Below are 12968 nucleotides of genomic sequence, written 5' to 3' on the forward strand. Positions count from 1 at the left end.
ATATATTATTTCTTATTTTTTTAATTTACATTATGTCAATATATTATTTAATAACCTTAATGAGGACAGGGCCGATTGCGGGCGGCTTTTCGTTAGCTTGAGATCCGTGCGGAGATAACAAAAAACCTGCCGGCAAGGACCGGCAGGCCGAGAGATCCGATTCGGTTCGGTTTGGTTTGGTTTGGTTTGGGAGGCCTATCAGGACTGCGCCACCCGCGTCGGAGAAACGACCGCGGTGGAATCGCCGTGGATGAGCTCCGCCTCGAGCGCGACTTTGTGCGGGACCGTCTTGCCCGCACGCAGCTGGAGCACGTTCTCGAACGCGACGCGACCCATCTCCTCCTGGTTTTGCCTCAAATGCGTGAAGGAAAAACCGCTGCCGTGGTCCGGACAGTCGAAGCAGACGATCGACAGGTCCCTCGGGACGTCCAGTCCCAGTTGGCGGGCCGCTTCCCGCGCGAGCAGCGCGATGTTGTACTCCATCGCGAAAAAGGCCGTAATCTGCGGATGCTCGCGCAGATGCCGCTTGATCTTGTCGATGTCCTTCGCTTTGTTTTCCTCGGTATAGGCAGTCGGCAGCGTGGAGGTCACGCTCAGCCACAGGTCCCGGTCGACGACGATTCCTTTCTCCGCGTGCGCCTGGACGTAGCCCTCGATCCGGTCCTCGACCGCCGTCGTATCCGTCGGAGGCGGCGTCAGGATGGCGACGTGCTTGTGCCCGAGCTCGAACAAATACTCCGTGCCCCGCTTGGCGCCGGCCGCATTGTCCGTGCTGATCGAGCCGGCGGATATGCCCTTCAGATGCCGGTCGACAAGCACAAACGGAAACTTGTCGATGACGAGCTTCAAAATTTCCGCGTTGAAATATTCGCCCTGCGCCGGGAAGATGATCAGCCCGTCCACGCCTTGCTCGAGCATGCTTTTGATCGCTTCCTCCTCGAGCGCCGGGATGCCGAACGAGCGCCGCAGGACGAGAAAGGCGTCGTGCTGTCTCGACGCCTCCTCCATGCCGTAGATGAGGCCGGTGCCGTAGCTGTCGCTGAAGTCCGTCATGACCAGCCCGATCATCGGACGGGCGCCGGCCGAGCCGCTTCGCGCGCCGCCCTTCGCCTGCGCTGGCGCCGTCGCGGCAGCCTGAGAAGCCGGATCGGCCACGAACGACCCGCGTCCCGGACGGCGGACGATCAGTCCGCCCTCGGCCAGCAGCTCCAGCGCTTTTTTGCTCGTAATGCGGCTGACCCCGTAGGCGTCCGCCAGCTCCTTCTCCGACGGCACGCGGTCTCCGACCCGGTATCGGCCTGTCCGAATCTCCTCCCGCAGCTTGTCGTATATTTGCTCGTACATCGGGCTCGACATCATTCGTTCCCCTTCCCCGCGCGCACCTTCGCACCATTATACATAACAATATATCATGATATATACAAGTTGTGAAGCGTCGGGATGAGTGGGGTCAAATACGCAGGTGGAGGTGTAAGTTGGAGCGAAAGGCGCTGGCGGAGGTGCGTGAGCGTAGGTGGTGGGGCGCGGTAGAGGAGATGAGCATAGGCGGTGGGGCACGGTGGAGGAGTGTGAGCGTAGGCGGTGGGGCGCCGTGGAGGAGCGAGAGCATAGGCGGCGGGGCGCTGGCGGTGGAGGAGTGTGAGCGTAGGCGGTGGGGCGCGGTGGAGGAGCGAGAGCATAGGCGGCGGGGCGTTGGCGGTGGAGGAGTGTGAGCGTAGGCGGTGGGGCGCTGGCGGTGGAGGAGTGTGAGTGTAGGCGGTGGGGCGCTAGTGGAGGAGCGAGAGCATAGGCGGTGGGCGCTGGCGGTGGAGGAGTGTGAGCGTAGGCGGTGGGGCGCGGTGGAGCAAAATGCTCCAACGGCGGGGCGCAGGCGCGCTACTGTGCCAGTTGGAGCGAAATGCTCCCCCATCCCCCGCCTATCCACCGATCAGCCTCCCCCCCTTGCTACGAATCTGTTCGGTTTTTCGAATACAAATGTCCGCTTTCCCGTGAAAAGGCGGGATTCTATTCGATTTTTCAGTCTTATCTCGTGTTTTCTCCGCATTCAGGACAAATTTGATATGAATTTTCGAATAGATAATCAAAAGATGGGCGGAATAGGCGCCAAAACGCCCCACTGCGCCCTCCCGGGCACATCGGCTCTGCACATCGTACGGGGCGACCGCCCGGGTTCAATGGCCCGCTCGGCACAACCCCCTCCAAGCAAAGCGCAGAACCGTTTTTGTGCAAAAAAAGAAGCCCGCGCGTTCGCGGACTTCTGGTGGCGGCGGACCGGAACCGGTCATGCGGTCCGGTCCTCCCGGAAGCGCTTAGGCCGTGGGAGGCGGCGTGATCGGCAGCAGTCCCCGATAGATCCCGGGCGACGAACCCGGGATCTCCGTGGCGCCGACCGTGCGCGCGTAAAAGTCGACGGGGCCGGCGGCCCCGATGACCGCGTAGGCGTAGCCTTCGGCGCGCATCGCTTCGAGGGTCGCGAACAGCAGCGCCTTGCCGATGCCCTTGCCCCGGTACGTCTCGTCCACGCCGGTCGGTCCGAAGAATCCCTTGTTTGTCGCGTCGTAGCACGAAAACCCGATCAGCTTGTCTCCGTCGACCGCGATATGGCACGTTACCGGCAGGCGTGCGATGGCCACGTCGCATTCGTCCGCCCAGCGCTGATTGAAATGCTCCCGCACCCAGGTCAGAACCTGGTGCTTCTCGGGGGCGAGCGCCCTGCGAATCTCGATTCCTCCGGCGCGCAGATCGGAAGTCAGCGTTCCTTGATCCGGCAGCTCGTATAATTTCACCAACTGGTCTGGCATGGGGTGCCCTCCTAGAGGAAGAAGAATGATGTAGCTTAAGTATGCCTCGAACCGGAAGGCCGTTCAAGTCTAAGTTATCTTCGGGGCTGATTCTCGCCGCCATCCCCTGCCACAACGGCAAACTCTATCGCTGGAGCCGCTCCCCCATCGCACCCTCTTCGCCCCGGTCAAAAAGAAAAAGCTGCGCACCGTCAGGTGGCAGCCGCGATCACGATGGACAGCTCGCGCTGCCCCGCTTTCCTTACCAGCTCTTTGAAATACTTTTGAGCCAGCGTGATTTTCTTCGTATGCTTGCCTATTTCGCTGTCAAAGTACGCCATCGCGAAGACCGGGTCCAATCGTTTGATCTTCGGCTCGTGGACGACGATGTTGCGATCGACCTTCTGAAAAGCGTGACCCGAAGCTTGGAACGCGTGCGTCCAATAGATCAGGGTTCCCGCTATGTAGAAATGCTCATCTCGGGTGTGAACGCGAACCCATTTCTCAAAGTCGCTCTCCAGGTAAAGCACGTCGTCGATGGATACGTTCAAGAGGCCGGTCTTGCCCTCTTGGTCGCGCGTTACGGATAACCACATGAGACATTCACTCCGTTTTACTTCAAGAGTTCTTCGGGCGTCTGATCCTGATGGAAGTAGACCCAGCTTGCGGTCCCGACTATCATGACGGCCAGCGCGCCGAGCAAAGTCGCCAGCTTATAAACGACCTTTTTTTTCACTATGCTCACCTCCTTTCCGGAACGGCCGGATGAGGGTGAGGCATTGAACCAAGAAGGCGGCGGCCAAGATCGGAGAACCGATCAAAAAGTTACTAGCCACTATTATAATCGAAACGGCCTTGAGCAGGGGATAATATTTTTTTGGGATGCGGGTCTGCCCTTCGATCCGGGACGGGGCGTAGACCGCCGCGAGCAGAAGCGCCACGGCATTGGCCGCCGCGACGGCCGCGGGTCCGAAATCGGCGAACGACATCAGCGTGATGCCTGCCGTGGATACCACGACGCACAGCGTGCCGGACTTGAGGTGGAGTCCCCCCGACACTTGGCGCAGGATAGCGTAGGAGACCAGCACCGTAAGGACTTCCGGCACGCGGCCGGTGAAAAGGGAAAGGAGCAGGGACAAAAGGATGATCGACCCCGTGTTGATCACGAAGGAGACCGCATATTTCAGCACTTCCACGCTGGAGGGGTGTTCGGGCACGGCCGATTTGATCCCTCTCGCAATCTTCCAGGCGACGGCGTCGATCATCCTTCCGCATCCTCCTTCTTAAACGAATAAAGTAGAATGGCGAGCAAGGCGAACACGAACACGAGCAGATTGAGGAACACTTCGCGGAAATACATCATTGCTCCGATCGTGGCGATGAACACGCAAATGAGCGCGACGACCGCCACGTGCTCCCACTTCAGGCGCAGTTTATCGAAGTCGAACGAGAAGCCGTATCCGAACTTGTACAAGGTCCAGCCGGCGGAAAAACCGATGAGTCCGGTCAAACACTGGACGGCATACTGCTTCCAAAGATGGAGCTGCGCTTCGTCGAGCGAAAAGAAGCCGTGCGAGAAAAAGATGATGCCTGACTGGATAAGCGCGATGCCTACGAATCCGACGATCGATAGAATCGTAGACCAGATGATCGGGATCCGAACGACCAGGTTCAGGAAAAACGCGGCGATCAAAATATTGATGATGGGCGCCACCGACGACAGCAGAAACTCCTCGCGGATGAAAAAATTCTGCAGGTTGGTCAGTGCGATGACGGCGAGAACCTGCCATCCGTACCGCATTAGATTGATCCGAAAAATGTACATGCTGATCGAGAATGCCGCAATGCCCTCAAAGCCCGAAAAGATCATAAAACCTAAAAATGCACGCATTCAATATAGCTCCCCACTGGTTCAATGGTTATATCGCGGCATCTGTATCAGCTACGCATTCGTCTTGGCGATATAGTCCACCGCGCTCTGTCGAAGAATGAGGTAGATGCCGTCCGCATAACGCGAGACGAGCTTTCCCGACTTGCAGAGGCGCTGTACCTGACGCGGGGTGACGCGAAGCAGCGCGGCCGCTTCTGTAACGGTAAGGACTTCATCCAGCGGATTCATGAAAGACAGTTTACCTCCGCAAAGTCACTTCTATCGTTTTGATTCTATTTTCCCTATTTGCGTCGCATTTGCGACTCATATATCCAATATACGTGGGTAGAATTGGCATCGTCAAGTAAAAACTGATCCATATGGACTAGTCCCCGGAGAAACGGAAATTTCGATGGCAAAAAGAGGTCCGACGAGAGGTCGCGCGCAGTTGGCGGGGATAGCCGGCTTGTGGAGAAAGAAGTCATCTGCCTTTGCGTGGCAAGGGCACCCGTACGTGGTCCTCTGCCGGCGGAGAAGCGCTGATGTGAAGTACGAACTACCTCTCATGAGCCTGATCTGGTGGGGAAGCGCTGATGTGGGGTACGAGCTACCTCTCTTGAGCCTGATCTGGTGGGGAAGCGCTGATGTGGGGTACGAGCTACCTCTCATGAGCCTCTGCTGACGAAGAAGTGCCGATGTGTGGTACGAGCTACCTCTCATGAGCCTCTGCTGGCGAGGAAGTGCCGATGTGTGGTACGAGCTACCTCTCATGAGCCTCTGCTGGCGAAGAAGTGCCGACGTGTGTTACGAGCTACCTCTCTTGAGCCTCTGCTGGCGAAGAAGTGCCGATGTGTGGTACGAGCTACTTCTCATGAGGCTCCGCTACCGGGGAAGTGCCAATGTGTGGTAAGAACTACCTCTCATGAGCCTCAGCTGGCGAGGAAGTGCCGATGTGTGGTAAGAACTACCTCTCATGAGGCTCCGCTACCGGGGAAGCGCCAATGTGTGGTAAGAACTACCTCTCATGAGCCTGATCTGGCGGGGGAGCGCTGATGTGTGGTACGAGCTACCTCTCATGAGCCTCTGCTGACGAAGAAGTGCCGATGTGTGGTACGAGCTACCTCTCATGAGCCCCAGCTGGCGAGGAAGTGCCGATGTGTGGTACGAGCTACCTCTCATGAGCCTGATCTGGTGGGGAAGCGCTGATGTGGGGTACGATCTACCTCTCTTGAGCCTGATCTGGCGGGGGAGCGCTGATGTGTGGTACGAGTTACCTCTCATGAGCCTCTGCTGGCGAAGAAGTGCCGATGTGTGGTACGAGCTACCTCTCTTGAGCCTCTGCTGGCGAAGAAGTGCCGATGTGTGGTACGAGCTACCTCTCATGAGCCTGTGATGGTGGGAAAGCGCTGATGTGTGGTACGGGCTACCTCTCATGACCTCTGTTGGCGAGGAAGTGCCGATGTGTGGTACGGGCTACCTCTCATGAGCCTCTGCTGACGAGGAAGTGCCCCTCTACCCCCGACCAAGCGATAGCGATTGGAGACGACGTTTCGTTCGATCGACTCCAGTAGGTATATACGATTAACCGTCAAACTGCTGCCGTGCTGATATGCTGCCACCTCGCGGACATGCCTTCCGCATCAAGGAAATCTCCTCGCGCACCGGTTTACATGTAAATAATTTTCTTATATATTAAAGTCAGAAAGTAATTAATTTTCATCACGAAAAGAGCTGTTCATGCGCATGAGCATTCTGAATGCGATCGAGGAGCGCCTGCCATCCCTGCATCCCAAAGAGCGCGAGCTCGCCGATTTTCTGCTTTCGCGCCCGCAAGAAGCGGTGCAGATGACGATCTCGGAGCTCGCGCTGGAAGCCGGGAGCAGCACGGCGACGGTGTCGCGGTTTTGCCGGACGTTCCACTTCCAAGGCTTCCCGGACTTTAAAATGAAGCTCGCCGCCGAGTTGGCGACGCAGCCGGCCGCCGCGCAATATCAAGACATCGTTGCGGGCAATCCGCTGCAGGAGATCGTGGCGGCGATCACGAGCAACCATCTGCGCTCGCTAACGGACACGACGAACCTGCTCGACCTTCAGCAGCTGCGGGCCGCCATCTCGGCGCTGCATGCCGCATCTCGAATCGACCTGTACGGCGTGGCGACCTCGGGCATGGTGGCGGAGGACTTTTTCCACAAGCTGATTCGTATCGGCAAGGCGGCCGCCGTCTTTTCCGACCATCACCTGCAGCTCACCTCGGCGGCTTCGCTCACCGAACGGGACGTTGCCGTCGGGATCTCCTACTCGGGAGAGACGCTGGAAATCATCGACGCTTTGCGGTGCGCAGCCGAACGTGGCGCCACGACGATCTCGATCACCAAGTTCGGCCACACGACACTGGCCTCGGACGCCTCGATCCGGCTGTTTACCTCGTCGTCCGAAGCCGGCATGCGGCGGGGCGACATGGCTTCGCGGATGGCCCAGCTGCACGTAGTCGACATTCTGTTCACGGGCCTTGTCAGCGAGCATTTCGACGAATATGTCCCGCGGCTGGAGCGTTCGTTCCAGACCGTACGAAGATACACGGGCAAAGAGGAGAGGAACCTACCATGAACGTATTGACCTTCGATTCGAACGAAAAGCTAAACGAAGCCGGCGCCAATATTATTACCGGTCTTATCCAGACCAATCCGCGCGCCGTGCTTGGCCTCGCGACCGGCGGCACGCCCGTCGGCATCTACGAGCAGGTCGTCGGAGACTACCGCCGCGGGCTCGTCAGCTTCAAAAGCGTCCGCACCTTTAACCTGGACGAGTACGTGGGCCTGCCCAAGGACCACCCGGAAAGCTACCATACGTATATGAACGAGCACCTGTTCGGCCATATCGACCTGCCGGCGGGCAACGCCCACATCCCGAACGGAAACGCCGAGGATCTCGAAGCCGAATGCAGCCGCTATGACGCCATGATCGAAGACGCCGGCCAGGTCGACCTGCAGCTGCTCGGCATCGGGCACAACGGTCATATCGGCTTTAACGAGCCGGCACACGCCTTGATCAAGGGTACGCATATCGTCGACCTCGCCGAAGAGACGCGCAAGGCGAACGCGCGCTTCTTCGATTCGATCGACGACGTGCCGACCCAGGCGCTGACGATGGGCGTCGGCACGATTTTGAAGGCGAAAATGATCATGCTCGTCGTGCGCGGGGCGGACAAGGCGGAGATCGTCCGCCGCGCCTTGACCGGTCCGATCACGACCGACTGCCCCGCATCGCTGCTCCAAACCCATCCGCACCTGATCGTCCTGCTCGATCAGGAAGCCGGGAGCCTGCTCTAATGGGCGGCCGGGCGGAAAGAACGGCTGGCGGGCCGCAAGGCCGCGACGCCGGGACGCTGATCGACGGAGCGCGCATCGTCACGCCGTGGGGCACGATCGAAGGCGGCTGGGTTTGGCTGTCGGAAGGCGCAATCGCCGCGATCGGCGGCGCCTCGGATCCAAAGCCGCTGGCGTCCGACGGTGCGGAGCGCGTGAACGGAGCGGGCGGCTGGGTGCTGCCCGGCTTCGTCGACGTCCACGTCCACGGCGGCGCGGGTTACGACTTTATGGAGGCGAGCCCCGAGGAATTCGACGCGATCACCCGGTTCCATGCGTCGCACGGCACGACCGGCCTGCTCGCCACCTCGCTGACGGCGCCGCGCGACGAGCTGACCGCGGTGCTGGCACGAACGAGCGAATATATGGCGAAGCCGATGCCCTACGCGCAAATCCTCGGCGTGCACTTTGAAGGTCCGTTCGTCAACGTCAAGTGGAAAGGCGCGCAAAATCCCGAGTACATCCTGCCCCCTCAGGCCGAATGGCTTGAGGAGTGGGTCAGCCGATATCCGGGCGTCATCAAGCTTCAGACGCTCGCGCCGGAGACGGACGGCGCGCTCGACTACATCGAGCTGCTCGCCCGCCACGGCATCGTCCCGTCGGCCGGGCACACGGATGCGACGTACGAGCAGATCGTCGCCGCCGCGGACCGCGGCCTGCGCCACGCCGTGCATACGTTTAATGCGATGACGCCGCTTCATCACCGCAATCCCGGCACCGTAGGCGCGGTCATGAGCGACGACCGGATCGTAGCAGAAGTGATCGCGGACGGCCATCACGTGCATCCGGCGGCGATCCGGATTTTGACCCGCGTCAAAGGCAGGGACAACGTCGTCCTCGTCACCGACGCCATGTCCGCCGCGGGCATGCCGGACGGCGACAACTACGAGCTTGGCGGCCTGCCCGTCGTCATGAAGTGCGGCGTCGCCCGCCTGAAGGAAGGCGACAGCCTGGCCGGCAGCACGCTGACGATGATCGCCGCGTTCCAGAACATGGTGCGCAAGGTCGGCGTCTCCGTCGAGGACGCGAGCCGCATGGCCAGCGCCACGCCCGCGCGCGAGCTCGGTCTCGGCGGCTCCATCGGCTCGCTCGAGGCCGGCAAGCGCGCCGACGTTCTGCTGCTGGACGCAGATCTCGAGCTGCGCCGCGTCTGGATCGGCGGCCGGCCGATCGAGCCGGCGGGTACCGCCGGCTAACGCATGGCTCTGTCCGCCGGCTTCGACGGCCTCGCCACAAAAAGGGCTTTGCCTCGGGCTGAAGTGCCCTGGAAAAGCCCTGTGTGCAATCCGACGAATACTAGCCTTGCACCTCATCGCAGTCCATAAGAAGGCTCTATGGCACAAGTTGGCGCCGGAACTCCTCCGGTACCGGCTTGTGCCATTGCAATATCGACCGCAGACATAAGTCTTGGTGCGCTTATGACGCGTGCCGGCTTCCTTGGTCCATGTAAAAGACCGAGCCGGGAATATTGTAATGCCAGTCACGGCCTTTCGCGCTTCAAAGTCGTCTTCATAAGTCTGCACGGTGAGATGGTCGAAAAAATCGACTAGCGGTGGCAGATGAGGTGTTTGATTTATAAATAGGGCTTTGTCCCGGGTCTTGAAACCCGAGGCAAAGCCCTTTTTTTACAACATCTCGCGCGAGCCGTTTCCGCTTAGAACGCGAAGGACAGATTGCTCAGCGTGCCGAACTGGTAGCCGCGGAACAGCACTTGCGGCTGCGAAGCCGGATCGCCGCTCCCCAGCGCGATGAGCAGCGGAACGAAATGCTCGGCGCGCGGGACGGCGGCCTTGGCGTTGGGCGCCAGCTCTTCATAGCGGGCCAAACTGGCGAAGTCGCGCGCCTCGACTTTCTCGATGATCCAGTCGTCGAAGCCGACGGCCCACGGCGCCGCCTCGGTGGCGCGAAAGTCCACGATCCGCAAATTGTGGACCGTCACGCCGCTGCCGATGACCAGCACGTCCTCGGCGTCCAGACCGCGCAGCGCTTCGCCGATGCGGATCTGACCCGCCGGGTCCAGATACGGATTGACCGACACCTGGACGACGGGATAGTTCGCTTCCGGGAACAGCCGCAGCAGCAGCGTCCACGAGCCGTGGTCGAGGCCTCTGGCGCGGTCATACCGGAAGGGGATGTCCGCAGCCGCGAACCGTTCGCCGACCTTTTCCGCCCACTCTACCGAGCCCCGTGCCGGATACTTCACCTGATAAAGCGCGTCGGGGAACCCGCCGAAGTCGTAGATCGTGTCGTATACGCCGTCCAAAGTGGAGATCGTCGGGTTCTCCGTCTCCCAGTGCGCCGTAAAAATGATGATGGCCTTCGGCTTTAGCGTGCGGCCCAGCTCCGTCAAAAAGGCCGAATAGTCGTTGTCTTCAATCGCCAGCATGGGCGAGCCGTGAGCCAGGAACAATGGCGCGATCATGGATGTTCATCTCCTCGTCCGGGTAAAGCGGGTCCCCGAAAATATTTAAGTTACTCTTTGTAAGTAACTATATAATATTAATCACATTTCGTCAAGAGAGGCCCGTCGGTCCAACTGCCCTCCCTATCGTCCCTCCGACTCCAAAAAAGAATCCGCGCCCCCGGCGCGGATTCGTACGCTCTTCCATGCTTTCAAACATCAAACTAAGGTTTTAAACTTCAGACTAAGCTTTCAATCGTCAAACAAAGGTTTCAACTTTCAATCAACGGTTTCATTCGTCAAACAAAGCTTTCAATCGTCCAACCAACCGCCTCGAACGAAACCCTCCGTTCCTTCCTCAGAGCCGGATATCGAGCCGGACGAGTACCCGATAGGCCGGTCCCAAATGGTCCTGCAGCGCGTTCAACGCGGCCAGCCCCGCGGCTTTGTCCTGATCGCCGGTACCGCCGCTCACCCCGATGCCCCCCACGACCTCCCCGTCCACGACGATCGGAAAGCCGCCGACGAAAATCGCGAACCGCCCCGGGAACATCGCATGGATGCCGAAAGCCTCCCCGCCCGCCGCCGCCGGACCGCCAGGCTCGTTAAACAGATGCGTCGACCGCCTGTGCCCGCTCGCGGTGAACGCCTTGGCCATCGCCAGCTCCGGCCCCGTCCACCGCGCGCCGTCCATGCGCGCGAGCGCGATCGCGCAGCCGCCGCTGTCTGCGACGCAGATCGTCTCCTTCGCTCCCTCGGCCTCCGAAACGCGGATCGCAGCGTCGATCATAACCTTCGCTTCCGCAAGCTCCAGCTTCCATGCCGGCTTCATCGCTCTCCTCCCATCCGGCGCCTGCACGGCTTCAACGCTTTAATCTATGTGCGGGAGACCGGATTAGACCTGCGGGTGCGGCGGAACCGGCGAAGCGATTATCCTTCGAAGTGGTTTTTGCGCTTCAGCCACGCGCCGAGCAGGTTCACAAGACCGTACAGCGCGATGGACAGAAGCGCGAGGATCGCAATGCTCACCATGACCATGTTCATCTGGAACACCTGGCCACCGTAGATGATCAGATAGCCGAGCCCCGCCTTGGAAGACAGAAACTCGCCCATGATGACCCCGACGAGCGTCAGGCCGACGTTTACTTTTAATGTCGCGATCCAGTTCGGGATGCTCGCCGGCAGGATGACCATCGTCAGCATCTGCGTGCGCGTCGCGCCGAACGACTCCATCAGCTTCAACTTGGAGCGCCCGATCTCCCTGAAGCCGTTCTCCACCATCATGATCGTGACGATGACGGAGATCGCGACCGCCATGCCGTAGATCGAGTAGCGGTCCCCCAACCAAATGTAGAAAATCGGTCCTAGCGCCACCTTGGGCAGCGCGTTCAGCACGACGACATACGGCTCGAGTACCTTCGAAGCGAACGTCGACCACCAGAAGACGACCGCGATGACGGTGCCGAGCGCCATGGAGACAACGATGCCGACAAGCGTCTCGAGCGTCGTCGTCCACGTGTGCTTTAGCAGCTTGCCTTCGAGGAGCATCTCGCGAAAGGACGACCAAAGCAGCGACGGCTTGCTGGTCAGCATCGAGTCGATCCACCCTCGGCCGGCCGCGATTTCCCACAGCAGTAAAAAAGCGGCGAGCACCGCGAAACGGCTTAGCCAAATCCAGGTCCGCCGGCGCCGCTGCGCCGCTAGATAACGTCGGTATAGCGGAGAAGGCCCCGTTGCCGGGGCCGGTTGGGGAGCTGGAGCGGAGTGTCTAAACGGCTGAACCGGCATGCGCCTGCAACTCCTTCCAGATGGTGCTGAAATATTGGCGGTACGGGGCGGCCTCCCGTTTCGCCCACGGCGAACCGATCACTCCTTCCCCGAAGCGGATGTCGTGGACGGCCGAGATCGTGCTCGGACGGCGCGACATGACCATGACTCGGTCCGCCATCGTAATCGCTTCGGAGATGTCATGCGTAACGAGCACCGCCGTCTTCCCCTGATCCTTGATGATCCCGTGCACCTCGTCGGCCAACTGGAGACGCGTCTGGTAATCCAGCGCGGAGAACGGCTCATCGAGCAGAAGGATGTCCGGCTCGGTCACGAGCGTGCGGATCAGCGCCACCCGCTGCCGCATGCCGCCCGAGAGCTGGGACGGACTATGGCGCGCGAACCCGCCGAGGCCGTAGCGCTCGAGCAGCGCGAGCGCCTTGCGATCCGCCTCCCTGCGATCCATCTTGCGGATCTGCGCGCCCACGAGAACGTTGCTCAACACGTCCCGCCATTCGAACAGATGGTCGTGCTGCAGCATGTAGCCGACTTGGGGGGAGGTGCCGGCTACCTCCCGCCCGTCGATCAGCACCCGGCCCGACGTCGGTTTCAGCATCCCGGAGATGAGGGAGAGCAGCGTGCTCTTGCCGCAGCCGCTCGGACCCACGATGCTGATGAACTCCCCGTTGTCGATCGACAGCGAGATGCCGCGCAGCGCCTCCGTCTCCTGCCTGGGGGTGAAGTAGCTCAGGCTCACGTCCCGCATCTCGATCTGGGCCATCGTC

The 12968-nt window shown here is 60.3% G+C and carries 14 protein-coding genes; 3 read left to right on the top strand and 11 right to left on the bottom strand.

The window, feature by feature from the left end:
- Positions 1-198: 198 nt before the first annotated feature.
- The 7 genes from LKX83_RS27685 to LKX83_RS27715 all read right to left on the bottom strand — a co-directional run bounded on the left by LKX83_RS27685 (position 199) and on the right by LKX83_RS27715 (position 4899).
- Positions 199-1356 (bottom strand): GntR family transcriptional regulator, encoded by a 1158-nt coding sequence (locus tag LKX83_RS27685; protein ID WP_227886079.1) that lies wholly within the window; start codon positions 1354-1356, stop codon positions 199-201.
- 953 nt (positions 1357-2309) lie between these two features.
- Positions 2310-2801 carry a GNAT family N-acetyltransferase gene (locus LKX83_RS27690; RefSeq protein WP_227886080.1) on the bottom strand — a complete coding sequence of 164 codons (492 nt, stop codon included), beginning with the start codon at positions 2799-2801 and terminating at the stop codon, positions 2310-2312.
- 191 nt (positions 2802-2992) lie between these two features.
- On the bottom strand, positions 2993-3376 hold the full coding sequence (locus LKX83_RS27695) for a LytTR family transcriptional regulator DNA-binding domain-containing protein (RefSeq protein ID WP_227886081.1): 384 nt from the start codon (positions 3374-3376) through the stop codon (positions 2993-2995).
- Between the two features lie 17 nt (positions 3377-3393).
- Complete coding sequence (locus tag LKX83_RS27700; RefSeq protein ID WP_227886082.1) at positions 3394-3516, bottom strand: cyclic lactone autoinducer peptide; 123 nt, start codon at positions 3514-3516, stop codon at positions 3394-3396.
- Complete coding sequence (locus tag LKX83_RS27705) at positions 3494-4045, bottom strand: accessory gene regulator ArgB-like protein (RefSeq protein ID WP_227886083.1); 552 nt, start codon at positions 4043-4045, stop codon at positions 3494-3496. Before LKX83_RS27705 ends, LKX83_RS27700 begins: the two co-directional genes overlap by 23 nt.
- Positions 4042-4671: a hypothetical protein gene (locus LKX83_RS27710; protein ID WP_227886084.1), complete on the bottom strand. Its 630-nt coding sequence runs from the start codon at positions 4669-4671 to the stop codon at positions 4042-4044. The genes LKX83_RS27705 and LKX83_RS27710 overlap by 4 nt, the downstream gene beginning before the upstream one ends.
- Before the next feature lie 51 nt (positions 4672-4722).
- On the bottom strand, positions 4723-4899 hold the full coding sequence (locus LKX83_RS27715) for a helix-turn-helix domain-containing protein (RefSeq protein WP_227886085.1): 177 nt from the start codon (positions 4897-4899) through the stop codon (positions 4723-4725).
- A 1494-nt stretch (positions 4900-6393) separates the two neighbouring features.
- On the opposite strand from LKX83_RS27715, the gene LKX83_RS27720 reads away from it, so the two are divergent.
- The 3 genes from LKX83_RS27720 to nagA are packed head-to-tail and all read left to right on the top strand — an operon-like array spanning position 6394 to position 9211.
- Positions 6394-7257, top strand: a complete 864-nt coding sequence (locus tag LKX83_RS27720; RefSeq protein ID WP_227886086.1) for a MurR/RpiR family transcriptional regulator — start codon at positions 6394-6396, stop codon at positions 7255-7257.
- Positions 7254-7979 (top strand): glucosamine-6-phosphate deaminase, encoded by a 726-nt coding sequence (gene nagB / locus LKX83_RS27725; RefSeq protein ID WP_227886087.1) that lies wholly within the window; start codon positions 7254-7256, stop codon positions 7977-7979. The genes LKX83_RS27720 and nagB overlap by 4 nt, the downstream gene beginning before the upstream one ends.
- The gene (gene nagA / locus LKX83_RS27730) at positions 7979-9211 is read left to right on the top strand and encodes an N-acetylglucosamine-6-phosphate deacetylase (RefSeq protein WP_227886088.1); all 1233 of its coding nucleotides are present in this window, start codon (positions 7979-7981) and stop codon (positions 9209-9211) included. The genes nagB and nagA overlap by 1 nt, the downstream gene beginning before the upstream one ends.
- Before the next feature lie 458 nt (positions 9212-9669).
- Here nagA and LKX83_RS27735 read toward each other — a convergent pair whose 3' ends face one another.
- The 4 genes from LKX83_RS27735 to LKX83_RS27750 form a co-directional block, all read right to left on the bottom strand.
- The gene (locus LKX83_RS27735) at positions 9670-10437 is read right to left on the bottom strand and encodes a DODA-type extradiol aromatic ring-opening family dioxygenase (protein WP_227886089.1); all 768 of its coding nucleotides are present in this window, start codon (positions 10435-10437) and stop codon (positions 9670-9672) included.
- A 337-nt stretch (positions 10438-10774) separates the two neighbouring features.
- Positions 10775-11248, bottom strand: coding sequence for a heme-binding protein (locus LKX83_RS27740; RefSeq protein WP_227886090.1), 474 nt, complete (start codon positions 11246-11248; stop codon positions 10775-10777).
- 98 nt (positions 11249-11346) lie between these two features.
- The gene (locus LKX83_RS27745; RefSeq protein WP_227886091.1) at positions 11347-12204 is read right to left on the bottom strand and encodes an ABC transporter permease; all 858 of its coding nucleotides are present in this window, start codon (positions 12202-12204) and stop codon (positions 11347-11349) included.
- The gene (locus LKX83_RS27750) at positions 12185-12964 is read right to left on the bottom strand and encodes an ABC transporter ATP-binding protein (protein ID WP_227886092.1); all 780 of its coding nucleotides are present in this window, start codon (positions 12962-12964) and stop codon (positions 12185-12187) included. The genes LKX83_RS27745 and LKX83_RS27750 overlap by 20 nt, the downstream gene beginning before the upstream one ends.
- Positions 12965-12968 lie beyond the last annotated feature (4 nt).

The sequence above is a fragment of the Cohnella baijiui genome (assembly GCF_020731285.1).
In the GTDB taxonomy this organism is placed as follows: domain Bacteria; phylum Bacillota; class Bacilli; order Paenibacillales; family Paenibacillaceae; genus Cohnella.

Excerpts from the sequence above, each read along its gene's own strand:
- LKX83_RS27685 (WP_227886079.1), bottom strand. The coding sequence starts at position 1,356 with ATGTCGAGCCCGATGTACGAGCAAATATACGACAAGCTGCGGGAGGAG.
- LKX83_RS27690 (WP_227886080.1), bottom strand. The coding sequence starts at position 2,801 with ATGCCAGACCAGTTGGTGAAATTATACGAGCTGCCGGATCAAGGAACG.
- LKX83_RS27695 (WP_227886081.1), bottom strand. The coding sequence starts at position 3,376 with ATGTGGTTATCCGTAACGCGCGACCAAGAGGGCAAGACCGGCCTCTTG.
- LKX83_RS27705 (WP_227886083.1), bottom strand. The coding sequence starts at position 4,045 with ATGATCGACGCCGTCGCCTGGAAGATTGCGAGAGGGATCAAATCGGCC.
- LKX83_RS27710 (WP_227886084.1), bottom strand. The coding sequence starts at position 4,671 with ATGCGTGCATTTTTAGGTTTTATGATCTTTTCGGGCTTTGAGGGCATT.
- LKX83_RS27715 (WP_227886085.1), bottom strand. The coding sequence starts at position 4,899 with ATGAATCCGCTGGATGAAGTCCTTACCGTTACAGAAGCGGCCGCGCTG.
- LKX83_RS27720 (WP_227886086.1), top strand. The coding sequence starts at position 6,394 with ATGAGCATTCTGAATGCGATCGAGGAGCGCCTGCCATCCCTGCATCCC.
- nagB (WP_227886087.1), top strand. The coding sequence starts at position 7,254 with ATGAACGTATTGACCTTCGATTCGAACGAAAAGCTAAACGAAGCCGGC.
- nagA (WP_227886088.1), top strand. The coding sequence starts at position 7,979 with ATGGGCGGCCGGGCGGAAAGAACGGCTGGCGGGCCGCAAGGCCGCGAC.
- LKX83_RS27735 (WP_227886089.1), bottom strand. The coding sequence starts at position 10,437 with ATGATCGCGCCATTGTTCCTGGCTCACGGCTCGCCCATGCTGGCGATT.
- LKX83_RS27740 (WP_227886090.1), bottom strand. The coding sequence starts at position 11,248 with ATGAAGCCGGCATGGAAGCTGGAGCTTGCGGAAGCGAAGGTTATGATC.
- LKX83_RS27745 (WP_227886091.1), bottom strand. The coding sequence starts at position 12,204 with ATGCCGGTTCAGCCGTTTAGACACTCCGCTCCAGCTCCCCAACCGGCC.
- LKX83_RS27750 (WP_227886092.1), bottom strand. The coding sequence starts at position 12,964 with ATGGCCCAGATCGAGATGCGGGACGTGAGCCTGAGCTACTTCACCCCC.